This window comes from Streptomyces sp. NBC_01275, from assembly GCF_026340655.1.
Lineage (GTDB): Bacteria > Actinomycetota > Actinomycetes > Streptomycetales > Streptomycetaceae > Streptomyces.
In genome coordinates this window covers 3,007,807-3,022,083 of the sequence record NZ_JAPEOZ010000001.1, presented here as the reverse complement: position 1 = coordinate 3,022,083, position 14,277 = coordinate 3,007,807, and the positions used below count along the sequence as shown (strand labels likewise).

Sequence of the window (14,277 nt, the reverse complement as noted above, 5' to 3'; positions counted from 1 at the left end):
GAGAGCACCCCCGATGGCACTGATCCAGCCGCCCATGCTGACGCACGGCGGCAAACACCCCGCCCGCGCCTTCCGGATGATGGTCCGCGACCTCGCATCCGGGAACCAGGGCGTGACCGAAGGCAACGACCTGAAGGTCAGAGAGTGGGCCACCCCCGGCGCCGGCGTCCGCGTCGGCGACGGCTCGGCCGTCGTGACGGGCGCCGCGTGGGGCCAGGGCTCCTACACCCAGTACAACGTCGGCGACGCCCTCGTGCCGATCGCCCCCACGGGCTCCTCGGCCCGGTCCGACCTCATCTGCCTGCGGGTGGAGGATCCGGAGTACGAGGGCAACCGCGACCCGGCCGCCGACGACATCGGCTACTTCCATGTCGTCTCCGGCGTCTCCGCCACGACGAAGACGGTCCCGTCCGGCATGACGGCGATCCCGCTGGCCAGGCTCGACCTCCCCGCGAACACGGCCACGATCACCAGCGCCATGGTCACGGACCTGCGGCAGATCGCGAACCCACGGCGCGACCGCAAGCTGCACACCGCCTACCCGACCGCGCTGAGCGAGCTGAAGTACCAGGACAACAAATGGCACGCCTGGCCGACCGCCGCGAGCTGGTCGGTGCCCATCCCCGCCTGGGCCGTCTCGGCCAAGATCGTCGTCACCATCGCCGGGCTGCGCATGGCGCGCGCGGACGTGTTCGCCTCCATGCAGACGAAGTTCGGCTCCGACCTCGGCCAGACCACAGTCATCGACGACGACCAGGGCGCGGTCGTCCGCCGCCAGACCGTCGTCGTCGCCGACAACGTCCCCATCAGCGCGGCGCAGCGAGGCACCACCTCGACGCTGTCGCTGCAGACCTACATGTCAAAGGCCGAGACCGGTGACCTGTCGGTCGACGGGTCGACCTCGATCATTGCCGACGTCGAGTTCACGGAGAGCGTTCTGTGAATGAGACACCCTATTAGGGGTCATGGTTGGCGTCCGATCGGATTCAATCCGGAGATCGCGTCGTCCATTTTTGCGTAGAGGGGGAATATGTGAATGAGTCCTGTTATTTGAAACACTTTCAAGTAGTCTTCCCTGTGGGTGACCATGCGGAATTCTATGTCCTTGGAGCGGCTGCGTTTCAGTATTCCTACCAGGATGCCTAGGGCTATGGAGTTCAAGGGTGGTGCCGATGACGCGTCGAGAATCAGCTTCTCTGGCTCGTCTCGCTCGATCAGAATCAAGGCGGTGTCCCTCAGTTTCAGGAATTCGGGATCGACGTCTCCTCTCACATCGAGTATGGTCCAGCCGCCCCTGCGGTGAATGTGGACGCTTCCTGATGGGCCCATCATCGTTCCGTCATCGAGCGTGCGGCTTTGGCCGATGGCTGGAAGCCAATCTCGCGTAGGCGTTTGGGGAGAAAAGGATGTGCCTTGCTGGGGAGGCTCGTCATTCTCCATGTCCGACGCAGTGGGACTTTCTCCGCTTGGGCGGGAGAAGCGGTGCAACGAAAGCAAGTTATATGCTTCTCGTCTGCGCTCTGGATCTCGATGAAATGCGGCCATCAAGAATAGGATCAGATATGTGCAAAGCAGTACCCCGGCTATAGAGCTTGCGAGCCACAAGGGTGTGCTGGGTATGAAGTCCATGGCGTGATCGGTGACCTCCCTGCGTGGTTGCCTTTTACTTCCCGGGTGGCTGTGCTCCAGTCCTTGGGGTAATGGTCTCGAACGTGTTGCCCTCTGGATAGAGGAGGTGGGGCTTTGGTGCTTCTGTGAAGGGAATCGCCGTGTGGGATTGAACTGAGCGTTCTGGCGTGCTTGTTGAGTCTTTCGATGTTTGATTTTCAGTCAGGCGTGGGGGAGAAGTTGGAACAAGCCGGATGGCGTCGCCGTCTTACCGCTACCTCACCACTGACGCGCTCACCGACAAGGTCCTGGCCTGGGATCTGCCGCTGACGGGCGTCGAGTTCGGGCCCGCGCTGTCCGCGACCGGCAGCTTCACCGGGTCCGTCGAACCGAGGCTGGCTCACCTCGTGCGTGCCCAGCTCGACCCGGGCAACACCAAGATCTACGCCGAGCGCGACGGCCGGCTGCTGTGGGGCGGCCTGATCTGGAGAGCCGATCCCCAAGGCCAGCAGCTGACCATCGAGGCCTCAGGCTGGGGCTCATACCCCTACCGCCGCTATGACCTGCACGGCCATCTCAACGCGCGCGGTCCCTATACTTACGCCGACCCGTGCAGGGTGATCCGCGACGTGTGGACGTACTGCCAGGAGCAGCCGGACGGTCGGCTCGGTATCCAGGTCGACGGCACCACATCCAAGGTCACCGTGGGCACTCCCGAGGATCCCTACCGGATCGACTGGTGGGACACCCCCTCGCTCGGTGACGTCATCGCGGACATGACCGCCGTCGAAGGCGGCCCCGAGTGGACCGAGGACGTCTCCTGGCAGAACGGGACCCCGCAGGGCCGCGTCCGCATCGGCTGGCCCCGCCTTGGCCGCCGCCGCACGGACATCCACTTCGAGTCCGGCGTCAACATCATCAAGGCCGTCCCCGTCGAGTACGACGGCGACAACCTCGCCCAGGTCGTCATCGCCCTCGGCGCCGGCGAGGGCCGCAACCGGCGCCGCGCCGTGGACGCCGTGCGCAACGGACGGCTGCGCCTGGAACACCTCCTCGAGGTACCGGAGGAGAAGGCCAACGACCGGCTCGCCGCCCGCGCCCGCAAGGAACGCGTCTCCCGCCAGGTCATCGGCGAGGTCACCGAGATCACCGTCCGCGACCACCCCGCGGCCCGCCTGGGCTCCTGGCAGATCGGCGACGACGTACGGGCCCGGGTCCACGACCAGTGGACCGACTTCGACGCCTGGTGCCGCGTCGTCGGCTGGCAGATTCGGCCGGCCTCCGGCGAAGACCCCGAACAAGCCGTCGTCCAGCTTCAGCGCGCCGACCGCTTCATCTACGGGGGAGGCGCCGCGTGAGCAGCGAGATCGCCCGCCTGGCCGCCCGCGTCGCCGCCCTGGAGCGGCAGCTCGCCCGCACCACCCGCACCGCGCGCATGGCGTACTCGTCGATCGAGGACGGCGCGGTCGAGGTCTACGACCAGGACGGCACCCTGCGCGGCAGCCTCGGCCTCCAGGACGACGGAACCGTCGGCTTCGTCGCCCACAACGGACCGCCGCCCCCCACCCCGACGACACCGGTAGTCGACTCGGCCCTGTCCGGGCTCACCGTCACCTGGCCGGGAACCTGGACGGATGCGGAGACAGCGCCTCTGGACCTGGCCGAGGTCCAGGTCCACGTAGCGGCCACGGCGGACGCCGAGCCGGACACGACCCGGCCCATGGCCGCCTTCACCACGGCGGCAGGCGGCAGCGTCACCATCGCCACCGACACCTACGACACGGTGTGGGTGCGCCTGATCGCCCTCAACACCTCCGGCACGCCCGGACAGCCCTCTGCCCCAGCGCAGGGCCAGGCCCGCAAGGCAGTCCCGGACGACCTGGTCGACGCGATCATCGACGAGACCAAGCTCGCCGGCGGCGCGGTGACCGGCGCGGCACTCGCCCTCGGAGCCGTCCACTCGACCGCCCTCGCCGACGGCGCGGTGCTCGCCGAGAAGCTCGCCGCCAACTCCGTCACGCTGGGTAAGCTCGCCAGCGGTGCGGTGACCCTGAGCGTGCTCGGCGGTGCTCTTGCCGACTCCACCACGCAGCGCCTGGTCGACGCGATGGGCGAGGCCGCGGCCTGGCAGACCACCGACGGGGGAACCGGCGCGACCTGGACTCACCTCACCGGCGTCACGGACGCGCCCACCGGACAGACCGTCGGCGAGGCCCGCGGCTTCATCCGGCTGCGCGGCACAACCCTCGTGCCCTACGAGCCCAGTGTCCTCTACCGGATCAGCGCCCGAGTCCGAGCAACCGCCCAACTCGCCGCAGGAGCTGACTCGATGTACGTCGGCGTGCTCGGGGTCGGCGCGGACCAGACCACCCTCGTCAACCGCACCGGGGTCAACTCCGCCAACAGCCACTACTACGCGGCGACATCCGCGCGCCCGATGCCGACAACGGATGGCTGGGTGACCGTCGTCGGCTACCTGAAAGACCGGGCAGTCTCCGGCACCTCTGGATCGGCCGGCCCCAACAACGACCCTCGGCAGCCCGGGACCATACACGACGCCGTGCGGTACATCACCCCCTATCTGTGGCTCAACTACAGCTCGATGGGCGTCTCCAACTCCCCGGCCGTCATGCAGGTCGACGCCGTCGCCATCGAGGCGCTCAAGACCGGAGTGGTCGACTCCACCAACTTGATCAGCGGCTCCGTCACCGCGGCGGCGCTCGCCGCCGACTCGGTGATAGCCGGGAAGGTCGCCGCCGATGCAATCACCGGTCGCGAGATCGCCGCCAACTCGGTTACGGCATCCGAGATCGCGGCGGGGGCGATCTCGACTGACAAACTCGTCGTCGCCGGCGGGACCAACGCACTCAGCGACCCTAGCTTCGAGGGCGCCTACACCGCGGCGATCGCCAAGAACGAATGGTCCGTCGCTTCCGGGGGAAACGGGAGTGCGAAGTCCCTTCGAGTCGACGCGACCGCCACGACGGCCACCACGCGTTCCCTGGCTCTCACCTCCGTGCCGATCCTCAGCGGCGAACAGCTCTACCTCGCAGTCGACGCCAACGCCTCGGTCGACTGGGCCGGAGGAGCAGTCAGGTTCTACGCCCGGTGGCAGGACGGAACGGGAACGACTGTCGGCTTCGGCGTGGCCCAGGTCGATGCTCCGACCCGCGGCTCCTGGCAGCGGCTGTCCGCGACGGTCACGGCGCCGGCGAACACCACCGCGGCCACCGTCTGGCTGGAGTCGTACGAGTCGACTTCGGGCGCGGTCCTGTGGGACAACGCGGTCGTCCGCCCCGTCGTGCCGGGCGTGCAGATCGCAGACGGAGCGATCACCACGCCCAAACTCCTGGCCGGAGCGGTGACCGCCGACAAGATCCTGGCCCTGGCCGTCACGGCCGAGAAAATCGGTGCGCTCGCCGTCACCACCGACAAGCTCAACGTCTTGTCCGTCACCGCCGACAAGATCGCTGTCAACGCGGTCACGGCCACGAAGATTGCAGCGGGCTCGATCGAGGCCACCCACATCAAGGCCGGCGCGATCACCGCGGACAAGCTCGACGCCGACGCCGTCAACGGAAAGGTCGTCACCGGCGCGACCGTACGCACGGCGGCGACCGGCCGCCGACTCGTCCTGAACCCGTCCTCCGACTCCCAGCCCGCCCTGGAGATGTTCTCGGGCTCCTCGTCAGAGACGGCCCCCGGCCGAGTCCGCGCCTCGGTCATCGACCTGAGCACCTGGGTACAGCCCGAAGTGGTCCTGGAATCACCCCTCGTGGCCAGCTCCAGAGCCGACGTCACCCTCCGCTCCCCCGAGCTGAACGGCAAAGGCCTCGCACGACTGGAACCGTCCGACCAGCTCGACGGCTACGCGCACATCACCGCCCAGAACGGCGGACCCAACGACGACTCCGCCATCACTCTGTACGGCGCGCGCGGCAGCAACGCAGGCGGCGGCTACCACTCCATGATCATCAAGGGTGCCGGCATCACCTGGTACAGCAGCACCCGGCAGATGACCTTCACCGACGGCGTCCTGCGGGCCCCCAACATCGTCACCGGCGTAGTGACCATCACCCCCGTGGCGAACACACCCACATCTGTCACCGTCAGCGGGCTGAACGTCGCAGGCACCGTTCACCGCGCCTTCGTGACCGCCTCCTCGACCGTGCCCGGCACGGTGGTCGAGTGCACCGCCACCAGCGTCACAGCCGCTGGCCTGACCGTATGGATCAACCGCACGACCACCACTGCCACCAGCGTCTGGTACCTCATCGTCGGGAGCTGACCACCATGACCGAGCCCTACCCCACCGAGATCGCGGACTGGCCGTCCGCAACGCTCACTGCCGTGTGCCGCATACCGGGCTGCCGCGCCGAAGGGATCCCCTTCGAAGGCGTGTACTTCGAGAACCGTGAACCGCCCCTCTATCGAGGCCAATGCGGGCAGTGCGGACAACCGGTTACAGAATTCCGGACCAGCGACGACGGGGCTCATCACTGACCAGTCAGAAGGGGAGTTGGGGTGATTCCCGGCTCAGGCCAAGTCCTCCCACGTCCACAGAGAAGCCGCACTCCCATTGGGCTCCCGCCCGAATCGGAACCGGTTCCGGTGGTCACTGAGCTCGATGAACCGAGCGAACAGCCCCATGGCGGAGAGTCGTGCGCCCAGGGTGTCGATCTGCTCCTCTGCTCCGGCCACGTGCAGGCTGTTCAGCAGCGAGGCGACCGCTTTCGGGTTGTCGAGGTTGATGTGGGTGGCGGCCCATGTGGCCAGGGCGGCAGCCTGCCCCGCAGTTCCGGTCTTCCACATGCTGTTGAGCAGCTCGGCCACCGCGCGTGGGTCGTCGAGGGCGGCGTGGGCGGCGTGGTCGGCGGCTCGTGTGGCCAGGGTGGCAGCCTGCTCGTCCGCCTCAATCTTCCACAGGCTGTTCAGTAGCCACCTCACCGCGCGTGGGTCGTCGAGGGCGGCGTGGGTGGCGGCTCGTGTGGCTAGGGTGGCGGCTTGCTCGTCCGCTCCAGCCACGCGTAGGCAGTGCAGCAGCGTGGCCATCGTGTTCGGGTGGTCCGGGTCGTCGACGGCGGCGTGGTCGGCGGCTCGTGTGGCTAGGGTGGCGGCTTGCTTGTCTGCTCCGGCCCTGCGCAGGCTGTCTACTAGCCAGCCCACCGCGTACGGGTCGTCGACGGCGGCGTGGGCGGCGGCTCGTGTGGCCAGGGTGGCGGCTTGCTTGTCTGCTCCGGCCCTGCGCAGGCTGTCCAGTAGCCAGCCCACCGCGCGTGGGTCGTCGAGGGCGGCGTGGGTGGCGGCCCGTGTGGCCAGGGCAGTGGCCTGCTCGCTCGCCCCAGCCCTGCGCAGGCTGCTCAGCAGCGTGGCCACTGCGCGTGGGTTGTTGAGGGCGGTGTGGGTGGCGGCTCGTGTGGCTAGGGTGGCGGCTTGCTCGTCCGCTCCGGCCTTCCACAGGCTGTCCAGCAGCGTGGCCACGGCGTTCGGGTCGCCTAGGGCCGCGTGGGTGGCGGCCCGTGCGTTCAGGGTGGCGGCTTGCTCGTCCGCTCCGGCCTTCCGCAGGCTGTCCAGTAGCGCGGCTACCGTGCTTGGGTTGTTGAGGGAGGTGTGGTCGGCGGCTCGTGTGGCCAGGGTGGCAGCCTGCTCGTCCGCCTCAATCTTCCACAGGCTGTTCAGTAGCCAGCTCACCGTGCGTGGGTCGTCGAGGGCGGCGTGGGTGGCGGCTCGTGTGGCCAGGGCGGCAACCTGTTCGACCGCCCCCGTCTTCCACAGGCTCTCCAGCAACGCGGCCACCGCGTATGGGTCGTCGAGGGCGGCGTGGGTGGCGGCTCGTGTGGCCAGGGCGGCAACCTGCTCGTCCGCCCCGCTCCTGCGCAGGCCGTCGAGTAGCCGGACCACCGCGTTGGGGTCGTCGAGGGCGGCGTGGGTGGCGGCTCGTGTGGCTAGGGTGGCAACCAGCTCGTCCGCCCCGCTCCTGCGCAGGCTACCCAGCAGGTCGGCCACGGCGTCCGAGTCGTCGAGGGCGACGTGCGCAGCGGGGTCGCGGGCCAGCAGGGTGGCCGTCGGCTCGTCTGCGCCTGCTTCTTCCCGCAGGCTGTCGAGTAGCCGGGCCACCGCACCCGGGTCTTCGAGGGCGGCTTGCTCTGCTGCCCGTGCGTCGAGGGCGGCAGCCTGCTCGTCCGCCCTGACCCTCCGCAGGCCGTCGCGTAGCCAGCCCACCGCGTTCGGGTTGTCGAGGGCGACGTGGGTTGCGGCTCGTGTGGCCAGGATGGCGGTCTGCTCGTCTGCTCCAGCCGCACACAGGCTGTTCAGCAGCGTGGCCACCGCGTTTGGGTTGCCGAGGGCGGCGTGGGTGGCGGCTCGTGTGGCCAGGGCGGCAACCTGCTCGTCCGCCCCAGTTTTCCGCAGGGTGTCCAACAGCCCGGCCACCGCGTACGGGTTGTCGAGGGCGACGTGCGCGGAGGCGTGGCGGGCGGGGCAGTGGTCGGTCGGGTGCAGGGCGTGGAGCAGGCCGACGAGGGCGATTGCGGCATGAGGGTTGCCGTGGGTCGTGGCGCGTTTGAGGAGTTGGGCTGCATCTCGGTACAGGCCACGGGAGCGGGCGGCCTCGCCGAGTGCGTAAAGGTCGGCGGGGCGGGCGTGGATAGCGGCCGAGGCCCAGAAGTCGATCGGGGGGATTTGGTCGACGCGGTGGTGGCGACCGTACTGGTCGAGGTAGTCGGCCAGTTGGTACTGCTGCCCCTGGGCGGGCTGGTCGGCGGTAGGGCTGGTGGTGGTAGCCGGGCGGAGGTTGCGCTGGTTTCGGGGAGTGCCGGCCTTGATGGGGCTGAGGATGCCGGGCAAGCCGTTGCACTCCTGGGTGACGTAGGCGAGGGCCTGGGACAGCCAGTCGTCGCTGGCGGCGTTCCATTCGATGTCGGTGACGTAGCCGGGCGCGCTGTCGGCCAGCCAGGCCAGCGGGATGTGGGGGCCAGCGCCAAGGCGGCGGGCATCCATGGCGGCGTGGACCAGCGCCCGGGTGACCCCCTGGGCTGCGCGGTACCGGTCCATGAGCACAGGCACTCCGGCCAGGTACTGCGTGATCTGGGCGTCGTGTGCATGTTCGGCGGCCTCGGCGAGCCGGGGATCGGCGTCGGCGGTGCTGGCGAGTGCGATCAAATCGGTGCGTGTGAACGCGTCCGGAACGTCGATCTTGTGCCCGTCCAGCAGCTTGCGGGCGTGGGCGTGCTTGTCCGGGTCGGAGCGTGTGGTCAGCGTTTGCCAGTGATCAGGCCACAAGGTGGCCAGGACCAGAACCGGACCGCGCGTCGGATCGTGCAGCAGGTTCCGCAAGCCTGCGGCGACCTGTTCCCCGAGCGGATCAGCTCGCAGGTAGTGCTGGGCCTCGTTCAGCCACACCACGGTCTTGGGGGCGATGTCTGGTAGTTCAGCCAGGGCGGCATCGGGATGGGTGGGGCCGATGGGATGCCACAGCCGCCAAGGGGCGGGTAGCTTTCGGGCGGCTTCCCACAATGCGCGGGTCTTTCCCGTGGAGGAGCTCCCGACCAGGACCGCGATGCCGTTCTGCCCAGCTGCCGCCGCGGCTACCACTGCCTCCAGTTGAGTGTCATGGTTGCGCGGAATGTACGCGGGCAGGGCACCGATCCGGTCGCGGGCGGCATCGGTATCCAGGGCCCGGTGGACCTCCAGGTTGGCCAGGACGAGCCGGTCGTCGAACCTGTCGATTGGTTGCCCCGCGCCCGAGGTCATCCAGGCCGTAACCCACAGGTCGCGTACCCGCCCAGCCAGATCCTGCCCGTCCCACGCGGCCCGGCGGGCCAGCACCACAGCGATGGAGACGGTATCGGCCTGGCTGGGCGGCAGCACGGGGTCGCTGATGCAGCGGTGGACGGTGTCCTTGCTCGGCGCCCCTGCTAGACCGTCATCGTTGGCGATGTCATTTGCGATCTCAACCAGGCTCGGGGCCCCCGCAACCAGGTACGCCTCGTACAACAGGTCCTTCAGTTTGCTCAGCGAGCGGGGCCATCCGACCCGCGCTCGCTCCACCGTGCGCGGCCGCTTGACCGGGCCGCCCCCCGCGTCGCGACTCATCGCAGCATCATCCCCCATCCCTGCTTCCGACATGGGCTGAACAGCCCCGATACCGGCACCGGTTGGCGTCATGTCGCAACTGAGAGTCGATCTTCGCGCGGGGCCGAGCGTAGACAACAAGCCGGCCGGCTGCCCACCCCACTGACTACGACCTGTGGAGGTCCCATGTCCCGCACGCGTCTGACACGTCGCGAGCGTCTGGCCCTGGCCTGCGCCACCCTGAGCGGCCTCGTCTCCGGCACCGTTCGCGCTGTCATTGCCCAGCTCCTGGACGCATTCAACCTGTAGCCCTCATCCCGGAGCGTCCCGTGTGAGGTACGGGACGCTCCGGCTCAGGGCCGCAAAATGCCTCGTATGCCTGATCGCTGACCATCGGCTCGACCTGGACGGACCACCGACAACTGCCCCTAGAGCTTCGGCTCGGCCAGGCAAGGTCATCGACGAGGCGGAGAGCGTCGGGTTGCCGGCCACCGGGCCGAACGCAGCCAACTCGGACTGCAGCATGCCGATGTCTGCGAGACGCTCCCCATGCAGCGCAGTCGCCAGGGTCACGTCCAGCAGTTTCGATCACACCTCGGACGCCAGCCGACGCGAAAGCACGACACTAGAATTGGATCACGGCGCGGGGCCGCGATGGAGGACGACGCCGTGACCGAGCCGCAGGGCCAGGACCCCACACCGTGGGAACTGTTGCGGGCAATGCAGCACATGCGTGATGACCTGCGCGCCGACTTTGCCGCTCTCGGCGCGAGGCTCGCCGAGATGGTGACAAAGATCCAGTACGAGGCCGATCGGCGCGCGGATGAACTGAGGATCAAGTCTGTTGAAGACGACATTGTGGCCCTGAGGCTTGAGCGCGACGCTGAGCGTCAAGAGGCCCGCAGTGTAAGGCGATTGGCCGTCACAGCCCTGGTCGCCCCTGTAGTGGTTGGGGTAATTGTCGCAATCGTGACCGGCAGACTCGGACTGTAGGCTCAGAGCAGCAGGCGCGGGGGAGAACTGGGAACGCGCCATGCCTGATCTCTGGCTGCCTGGAGCCGAGCGGCACCCGCTCAGCGACACCGCACCCACCGATACGCAGTACGACCCACGCGTCATCTGGCACATCACCTGGGACAAGAACGCCACGGCCGCCAAGCCGGCTGACCTCGTCCCGTTCGACAAGCTCGTGCAGTACTTCACCGGCGGCGGCTCGGGAGCCGCACCGCATCTGCTCTGGGATCCCTTCACGGGCAGGACCGCCCAGTTCTATCCGGCGAACAGCCGGGCCAAGTCGGTCGTCGACCTCGCAGGCGGCACCCGCACCAACCGCACGGGACGGGTGTGTCTCCAGGTGGAGACGCTGTTCTTCCCCTACTGCCGTGTGAACGGGAAGTCGTACGCGACCGTCCGGGACACCCCGGCCAAGGGCCTCGACAAGATCCTGGCCTGGGCTCGGAGCTGGGGGGTGCCGGACACCTGGCCGATGGGCACCCCGACCTGGAAGGCGAACCGCAGCGAGCACACCTGGGAGACGGAGGGCGGGCACTACGGCCACGGCCAGACGCCCGAGAACCAGCACACCGACCCCGGCCCGATGCCGAAGTGGCCGAGCCCGTCGGCGTTCCCCGGCCGAAGCGCCTTCGGCCCCGGCAAGTCGAACGGGTCGATTCTCCTGCTGGGCCAGCAGCTCGTGCGCAAGGGCTACGGCAAGCACTACCGCGTCGGCCCGTCCCACGACTGGGGTGAGGCGGACCGCCTCAACGTCGCCGCCTTCCAGCGCGCCCAGAAGTGGACGGGTTCCGACGCCGACGGCTACCCCGGCCCGGAGACCTGGCGTCGTCTCTTCGCCTGATCCCCTCAACAGCCCAAGGAGCACATCCCCATGAACCTCTACGCCTCGCTGCTGCGCACGGGAGTACCAGCCGCGGTCGGCTGGCTCGTCGCGGTGGCCCTCCGCCACGGTCTCGATCTTGACGCCACGGCCGTCACGGGAGTCCTGACCCCGGTCGCCACCTTCTCCTACTACGGTGTCTTCCGGTTCGCCGAGGAGCACCTGTCGCCTCGGTTCGGCTGGCTGCTCGGCTATGCCGGCCCGCCGAAGTACGAGAGCACGTCGCTCACGCTGCCGCGCACCTGATCCGCGAGGAGGGACGTCGAGCAGCCCGACAGTCCGGCATGGAAGAAGACCCCCGTCTCACGACGGGGGTCTTCGACCTCTTGGAGACTCCACCCTATCGCCACTCTGACGGGTTCGGACTCTGCTTCCACGTTGGTTACAATCTATATGCGGATGTGCCGTGAGCTGGAGGCGATGGAGTGGCAGAGGACGAGAGGCCGGCGGGAAGGAAGCCGTACCTGGCCGGCGGAGCCGAGTTCGCCGCGCTGTACGGCGTGAAGCGGCTCCAGGTCAGCCAGTGGATCAGCCGGGACCGCACTCTGGACTACCGCTACGCCAAGGTCATCAGCGGGTCGCCGTACTGGCTCCTCCATTTCGTGAAGGGCTTCGGAGAGACGACCCCGCGCCCGAAGCACCTCAATGAGACGGAGCTTGAGCGGCTGAAAAAGGAGCAGGACCCCGGCTACTGGGTGAGGGAGGTTGAGCAACTCCCCCCGCTGGTAGGTCAGGCCGAGTTGGTGGCCCTGTTCCAGCTGACGTCCGGCGCGCTCCTTCGGAAGGCGATGAGTACGGGCCGGCTCCGGCCCGCTGACTACAGCCTGTCCGGATCGCCGATCTGGCTCCTGGAGCCGGTCGTTGCAGATGCACCCGCGCTACAGGCGGGTGCGCGCGAAGTGGACTGGGCGATCGACGAGAAGGTTTTGGCTGCCCTGCGCAAAGGCAGCTACGACGGGCCTGGATCCAGGATCGTTCCGCGAGGCAAGGCGGCGAACAAGGTCGCCGAATAAGACCAGGTCAGAGGGTTGCATGCCTTGATCTAACCCCTAATTGCATATAGAATGGAAGCGCATTCGGGGGGTGCGCTTCATTCGTTCAAGGGGGGATCGTGCAGCGACTCAGGGGGCCGCCGGAGAGTGATCGTCGATGTTGTCGATCGACAATGCCCCTGTCCAGAGATAGATTCCAACACTTCAACGTGTTGGGTCCATCTTTGAGGGGGGAGCCTTGCTGATCGAACAGCCGCCGTTGTTCGGCACCATCCAGCCCGTCCGCCACCCCGCCGATGTCGGCAACCTGACCATCCAGCAGCGATTCGAGGCGTTCCACGCTCTCAACCCCTGGGTTCTCAGGGCGCTGACCCGGATGACCGCCGACTGCGCGGAGAAGGGGTTCGGCCGCATCGGCATCGGGATGCTCTTCGAGCTCCTTCGCTACCAGTACGGCGCGGTGACCCGAGGTGACGAGTTCGCGCTGAACAACGACTACCGCTCCCGGTACGTACGGCTCCTGCTGGCCGAACACCCGGAGTGGACAGCCCTCTTCGAAGTTCGGGCCCTGCGCACGGACTGACCACGACCTCTTGGAGCCAGATCGTGAATGCACCAGCGGGCACCACGATGCCGCCCGCAGTCCAACTCAAAACACGCAAGCCGACGGGGATCGTCCCCTGGCCCCTCCTCCTCATCGAGGGCGAGGAGGGCGCGGGCAAGACCTACTCGGCCGCGCAGTTCTCCAGTAGCGACCGCATCGGCCAGATGTACTGGATCGACCTCGACGAGGGATCGGCCGACGAGTACGCGGCCATCGAGGGCGCCAACTATCTGATCATCGAGCACGACGGCACCTACCGAGACATTCTCGAACAGGTTGAGGCCGTGCACGCCGAGGCCAGGCGCGCGGCGGCAGCCGGAGAGCCTCCGGTCGTCCTGACCATCGACTCGGGATCCGCCCTGTGGCGGATGCTCACCAACTGGACCTACGAACGCGGTCGCCGGACGCGCAAGAACCGCGCCCTGCTCCAGGAGGACCCGGACGCCGCGTTCGACATCGGCCGGAATCTGTGGAATGACGCCACGGAACGGTGGAACAGGATCATCTACCTGCTGCGCACACTGCCCGGCATCGCCATCGTGCTGGCCCGCGGCAAGCAGGTCAGCGCCACGGACGACAACGGCCAGCCGATCCAGAACAAAAGCGAGTGGAAGGTCTCGGCTCAGAAAGACCTCGGCTTCGACTCGTCGTGCTGGGTGCGCATGAAGCGCAACACCGACCCGCAGGTCATCAAGGTCCGATCACTGCGGATGCGCGTCGAGCGGAACAAACCGCTGCCGCTGCGGGACTTCAGCATCGAGGACCTGGTCTTCAACAGGCTGGGCTGCTCTGTCGAGTCCCAACCGCGCATCATGCCCGCGCTCGTCGGCGATCTCGTACAGCCCTGGCTCGCTCGAATCGCCGGCCTGACGGACAAGAAGCTCCTTGAGGCGCTGTGGCGGGCCGTCCCAGATCCGGTGAACCGCCTGAGCCACGACGAGATCCTCACCATCCGGGCCGCTGCCGAGCAGCGCGCCGCCGAACTCGACAGCCCCCGGCGGGAGATGGGGGAGGGCCCACTGTCCGACGCCGACAAGCTCCGTGCCGCCGCCCAGCGCAAGGCCGACGAGCAGGACGCGGACGCCGAGCAGTGACCGCCCACGCTG

General features: G+C 68.0%; 12 protein-coding genes. 10 read left to right on the top strand and 2 right to left on the bottom strand.

The annotated features are described in order from the left end of the window. Positions 1-13: 13 nt before the first annotated feature. A complete protein-coding gene (locus OG562_RS13160; protein WP_266396906.1) occupies positions 14-943 on the top strand; it encodes a hypothetical protein in 930 nt (309 codons plus the stop codon). A 20-nt stretch (positions 944-963) separates the two neighbouring features. Here the strand turns inward: OG562_RS13160 and OG562_RS13155 are convergent, their stop codons facing one another. Beyond that, the gene (locus OG562_RS13155; protein ID WP_266396903.1) at positions 964-1,440 is read right to left on the bottom strand and encodes an STAS domain-containing protein; all 477 of its coding nucleotides are present in this window, start codon (positions 1,438-1,440) and stop codon (positions 964-966) included. Between the two features lie 422 nt (positions 1,441-1,862). On the opposite strand from OG562_RS13155, the gene OG562_RS13150 reads away from it, so the two are divergent. Together OG562_RS13150 and OG562_RS13145 are read left to right on the top strand one after the other, a co-directional pair. Then, positions 1,863-2,966, top strand: coding sequence for a hypothetical protein (locus tag OG562_RS13150; RefSeq protein WP_266396900.1), 1,104 nt, complete (start codon positions 1,863-1,865; stop codon positions 2,964-2,966). After that, the gene (locus OG562_RS13145) at positions 2,963-5,896 is read left to right on the top strand and encodes a hypothetical protein (protein WP_266396897.1); all 2,934 of its coding nucleotides are present in this window, start codon (positions 2,963-2,965) and stop codon (positions 5,894-5,896) included. The genes OG562_RS13150 and OG562_RS13145 overlap by 4 nt, the downstream gene beginning before the upstream one ends. 248 nt (positions 5,897-6,144) lie before the next feature. On the opposite strand, the gene OG562_RS13140 is transcribed toward OG562_RS13145, so the two are convergent. Next, the gene (locus OG562_RS13140; RefSeq protein WP_266396895.1) at positions 6,145-9,702 is read right to left on the bottom strand and encodes a hypothetical protein; all 3,558 of its coding nucleotides are present in this window, start codon (positions 9,700-9,702) and stop codon (positions 6,145-6,147) included. Positions 9,703-9,867: 165 nt separating this feature from the next. On the opposite strand from OG562_RS13140, the gene OG562_RS13135 reads away from it, so the two are divergent. The 7 genes from OG562_RS13135 to OG562_RS13105 all read left to right on the top strand — a co-directional run bounded on the left by OG562_RS13135 (position 9,868) and on the right by OG562_RS13105 (position 14,265). After that, positions 9,868-9,990 (top strand): hypothetical protein, encoded by a 123-nt coding sequence (locus OG562_RS13135; protein WP_266396893.1) that lies wholly within the window; start codon positions 9,868-9,870, stop codon positions 9,988-9,990. Positions 9,991-10,350: 360 nt separating this feature from the next. Next, entirely contained in the window at positions 10,351-10,674 is a 324-nt protein-coding gene (locus OG562_RS13130) for a hypothetical protein (protein WP_266396890.1), read from the top strand. Positions 10,675-10,714: 40 nt separating this feature from the next. Further along, entirely contained in the window at positions 10,715-11,536 is an 822-nt protein-coding gene (locus tag OG562_RS13125) for a peptidoglycan-binding protein (protein ID WP_266396888.1), read from the top strand. A gap of 30 nt (positions 11,537-11,566) precedes the next feature. Continuing rightward, positions 11,567-11,821, top strand: coding sequence for a hypothetical protein (locus OG562_RS13120; protein ID WP_266396886.1), 255 nt, complete (start codon positions 11,567-11,569; stop codon positions 11,819-11,821). 179 nt (positions 11,822-12,000) lie between these two features. Continuing rightward, on the top strand, positions 12,001-12,588 hold the full coding sequence (locus tag OG562_RS13115) for a hypothetical protein (protein ID WP_266396884.1): 588 nt from the start codon (positions 12,001-12,003) through the stop codon (positions 12,586-12,588). Between the two features lie 217 nt (positions 12,589-12,805). Continuing rightward, entirely contained in the window at positions 12,806-13,150 is a 345-nt protein-coding gene (locus OG562_RS13110) for a hypothetical protein (RefSeq protein ID WP_266396883.1), read from the top strand. A gap of 23 nt (positions 13,151-13,173) precedes the next feature. After that, positions 13,174-14,265, top strand: coding sequence for an AAA family ATPase (locus OG562_RS13105; protein WP_266396882.1), 1,092 nt, complete (start codon positions 13,174-13,176; stop codon positions 14,263-14,265). Positions 14,266-14,277 lie beyond the last annotated feature (12 nt).

Excerpts from the sequence above, each read along its gene's own strand:
- OG562_RS13160 (WP_266396906.1), top strand. The coding sequence starts at position 14 with ATGGCACTGATCCAGCCGCCCATGCTGACGCACGGCGGCAAACACCCC.
- OG562_RS13155 (WP_266396903.1), bottom strand. The coding sequence starts at position 1,440 with ATGGAGAATGACGAGCCTCCCCAGCAAGGCACATCCTTTTCTCCCCAA.
- OG562_RS13150 (WP_266396900.1), top strand. The coding sequence starts at position 1,863 with ATGGCGTCGCCGTCTTACCGCTACCTCACCACTGACGCGCTCACCGAC.
- OG562_RS13140 (WP_266396895.1), bottom strand. The coding sequence starts at position 9,702 with ATGAGTCGCGACGCGGGGGGCGGCCCGGTCAAGCGGCCGCGCACGGTG.
- OG562_RS13135 (WP_266396893.1), top strand. The coding sequence starts at position 9,868 with ATGTCCCGCACGCGTCTGACACGTCGCGAGCGTCTGGCCCTGGCCTGC.
- OG562_RS13125 (WP_266396888.1), top strand. The coding sequence starts at position 10,715 with ATGCCTGATCTCTGGCTGCCTGGAGCCGAGCGGCACCCGCTCAGCGAC.
- OG562_RS13120 (WP_266396886.1), top strand. The coding sequence starts at position 11,567 with ATGAACCTCTACGCCTCGCTGCTGCGCACGGGAGTACCAGCCGCGGTC.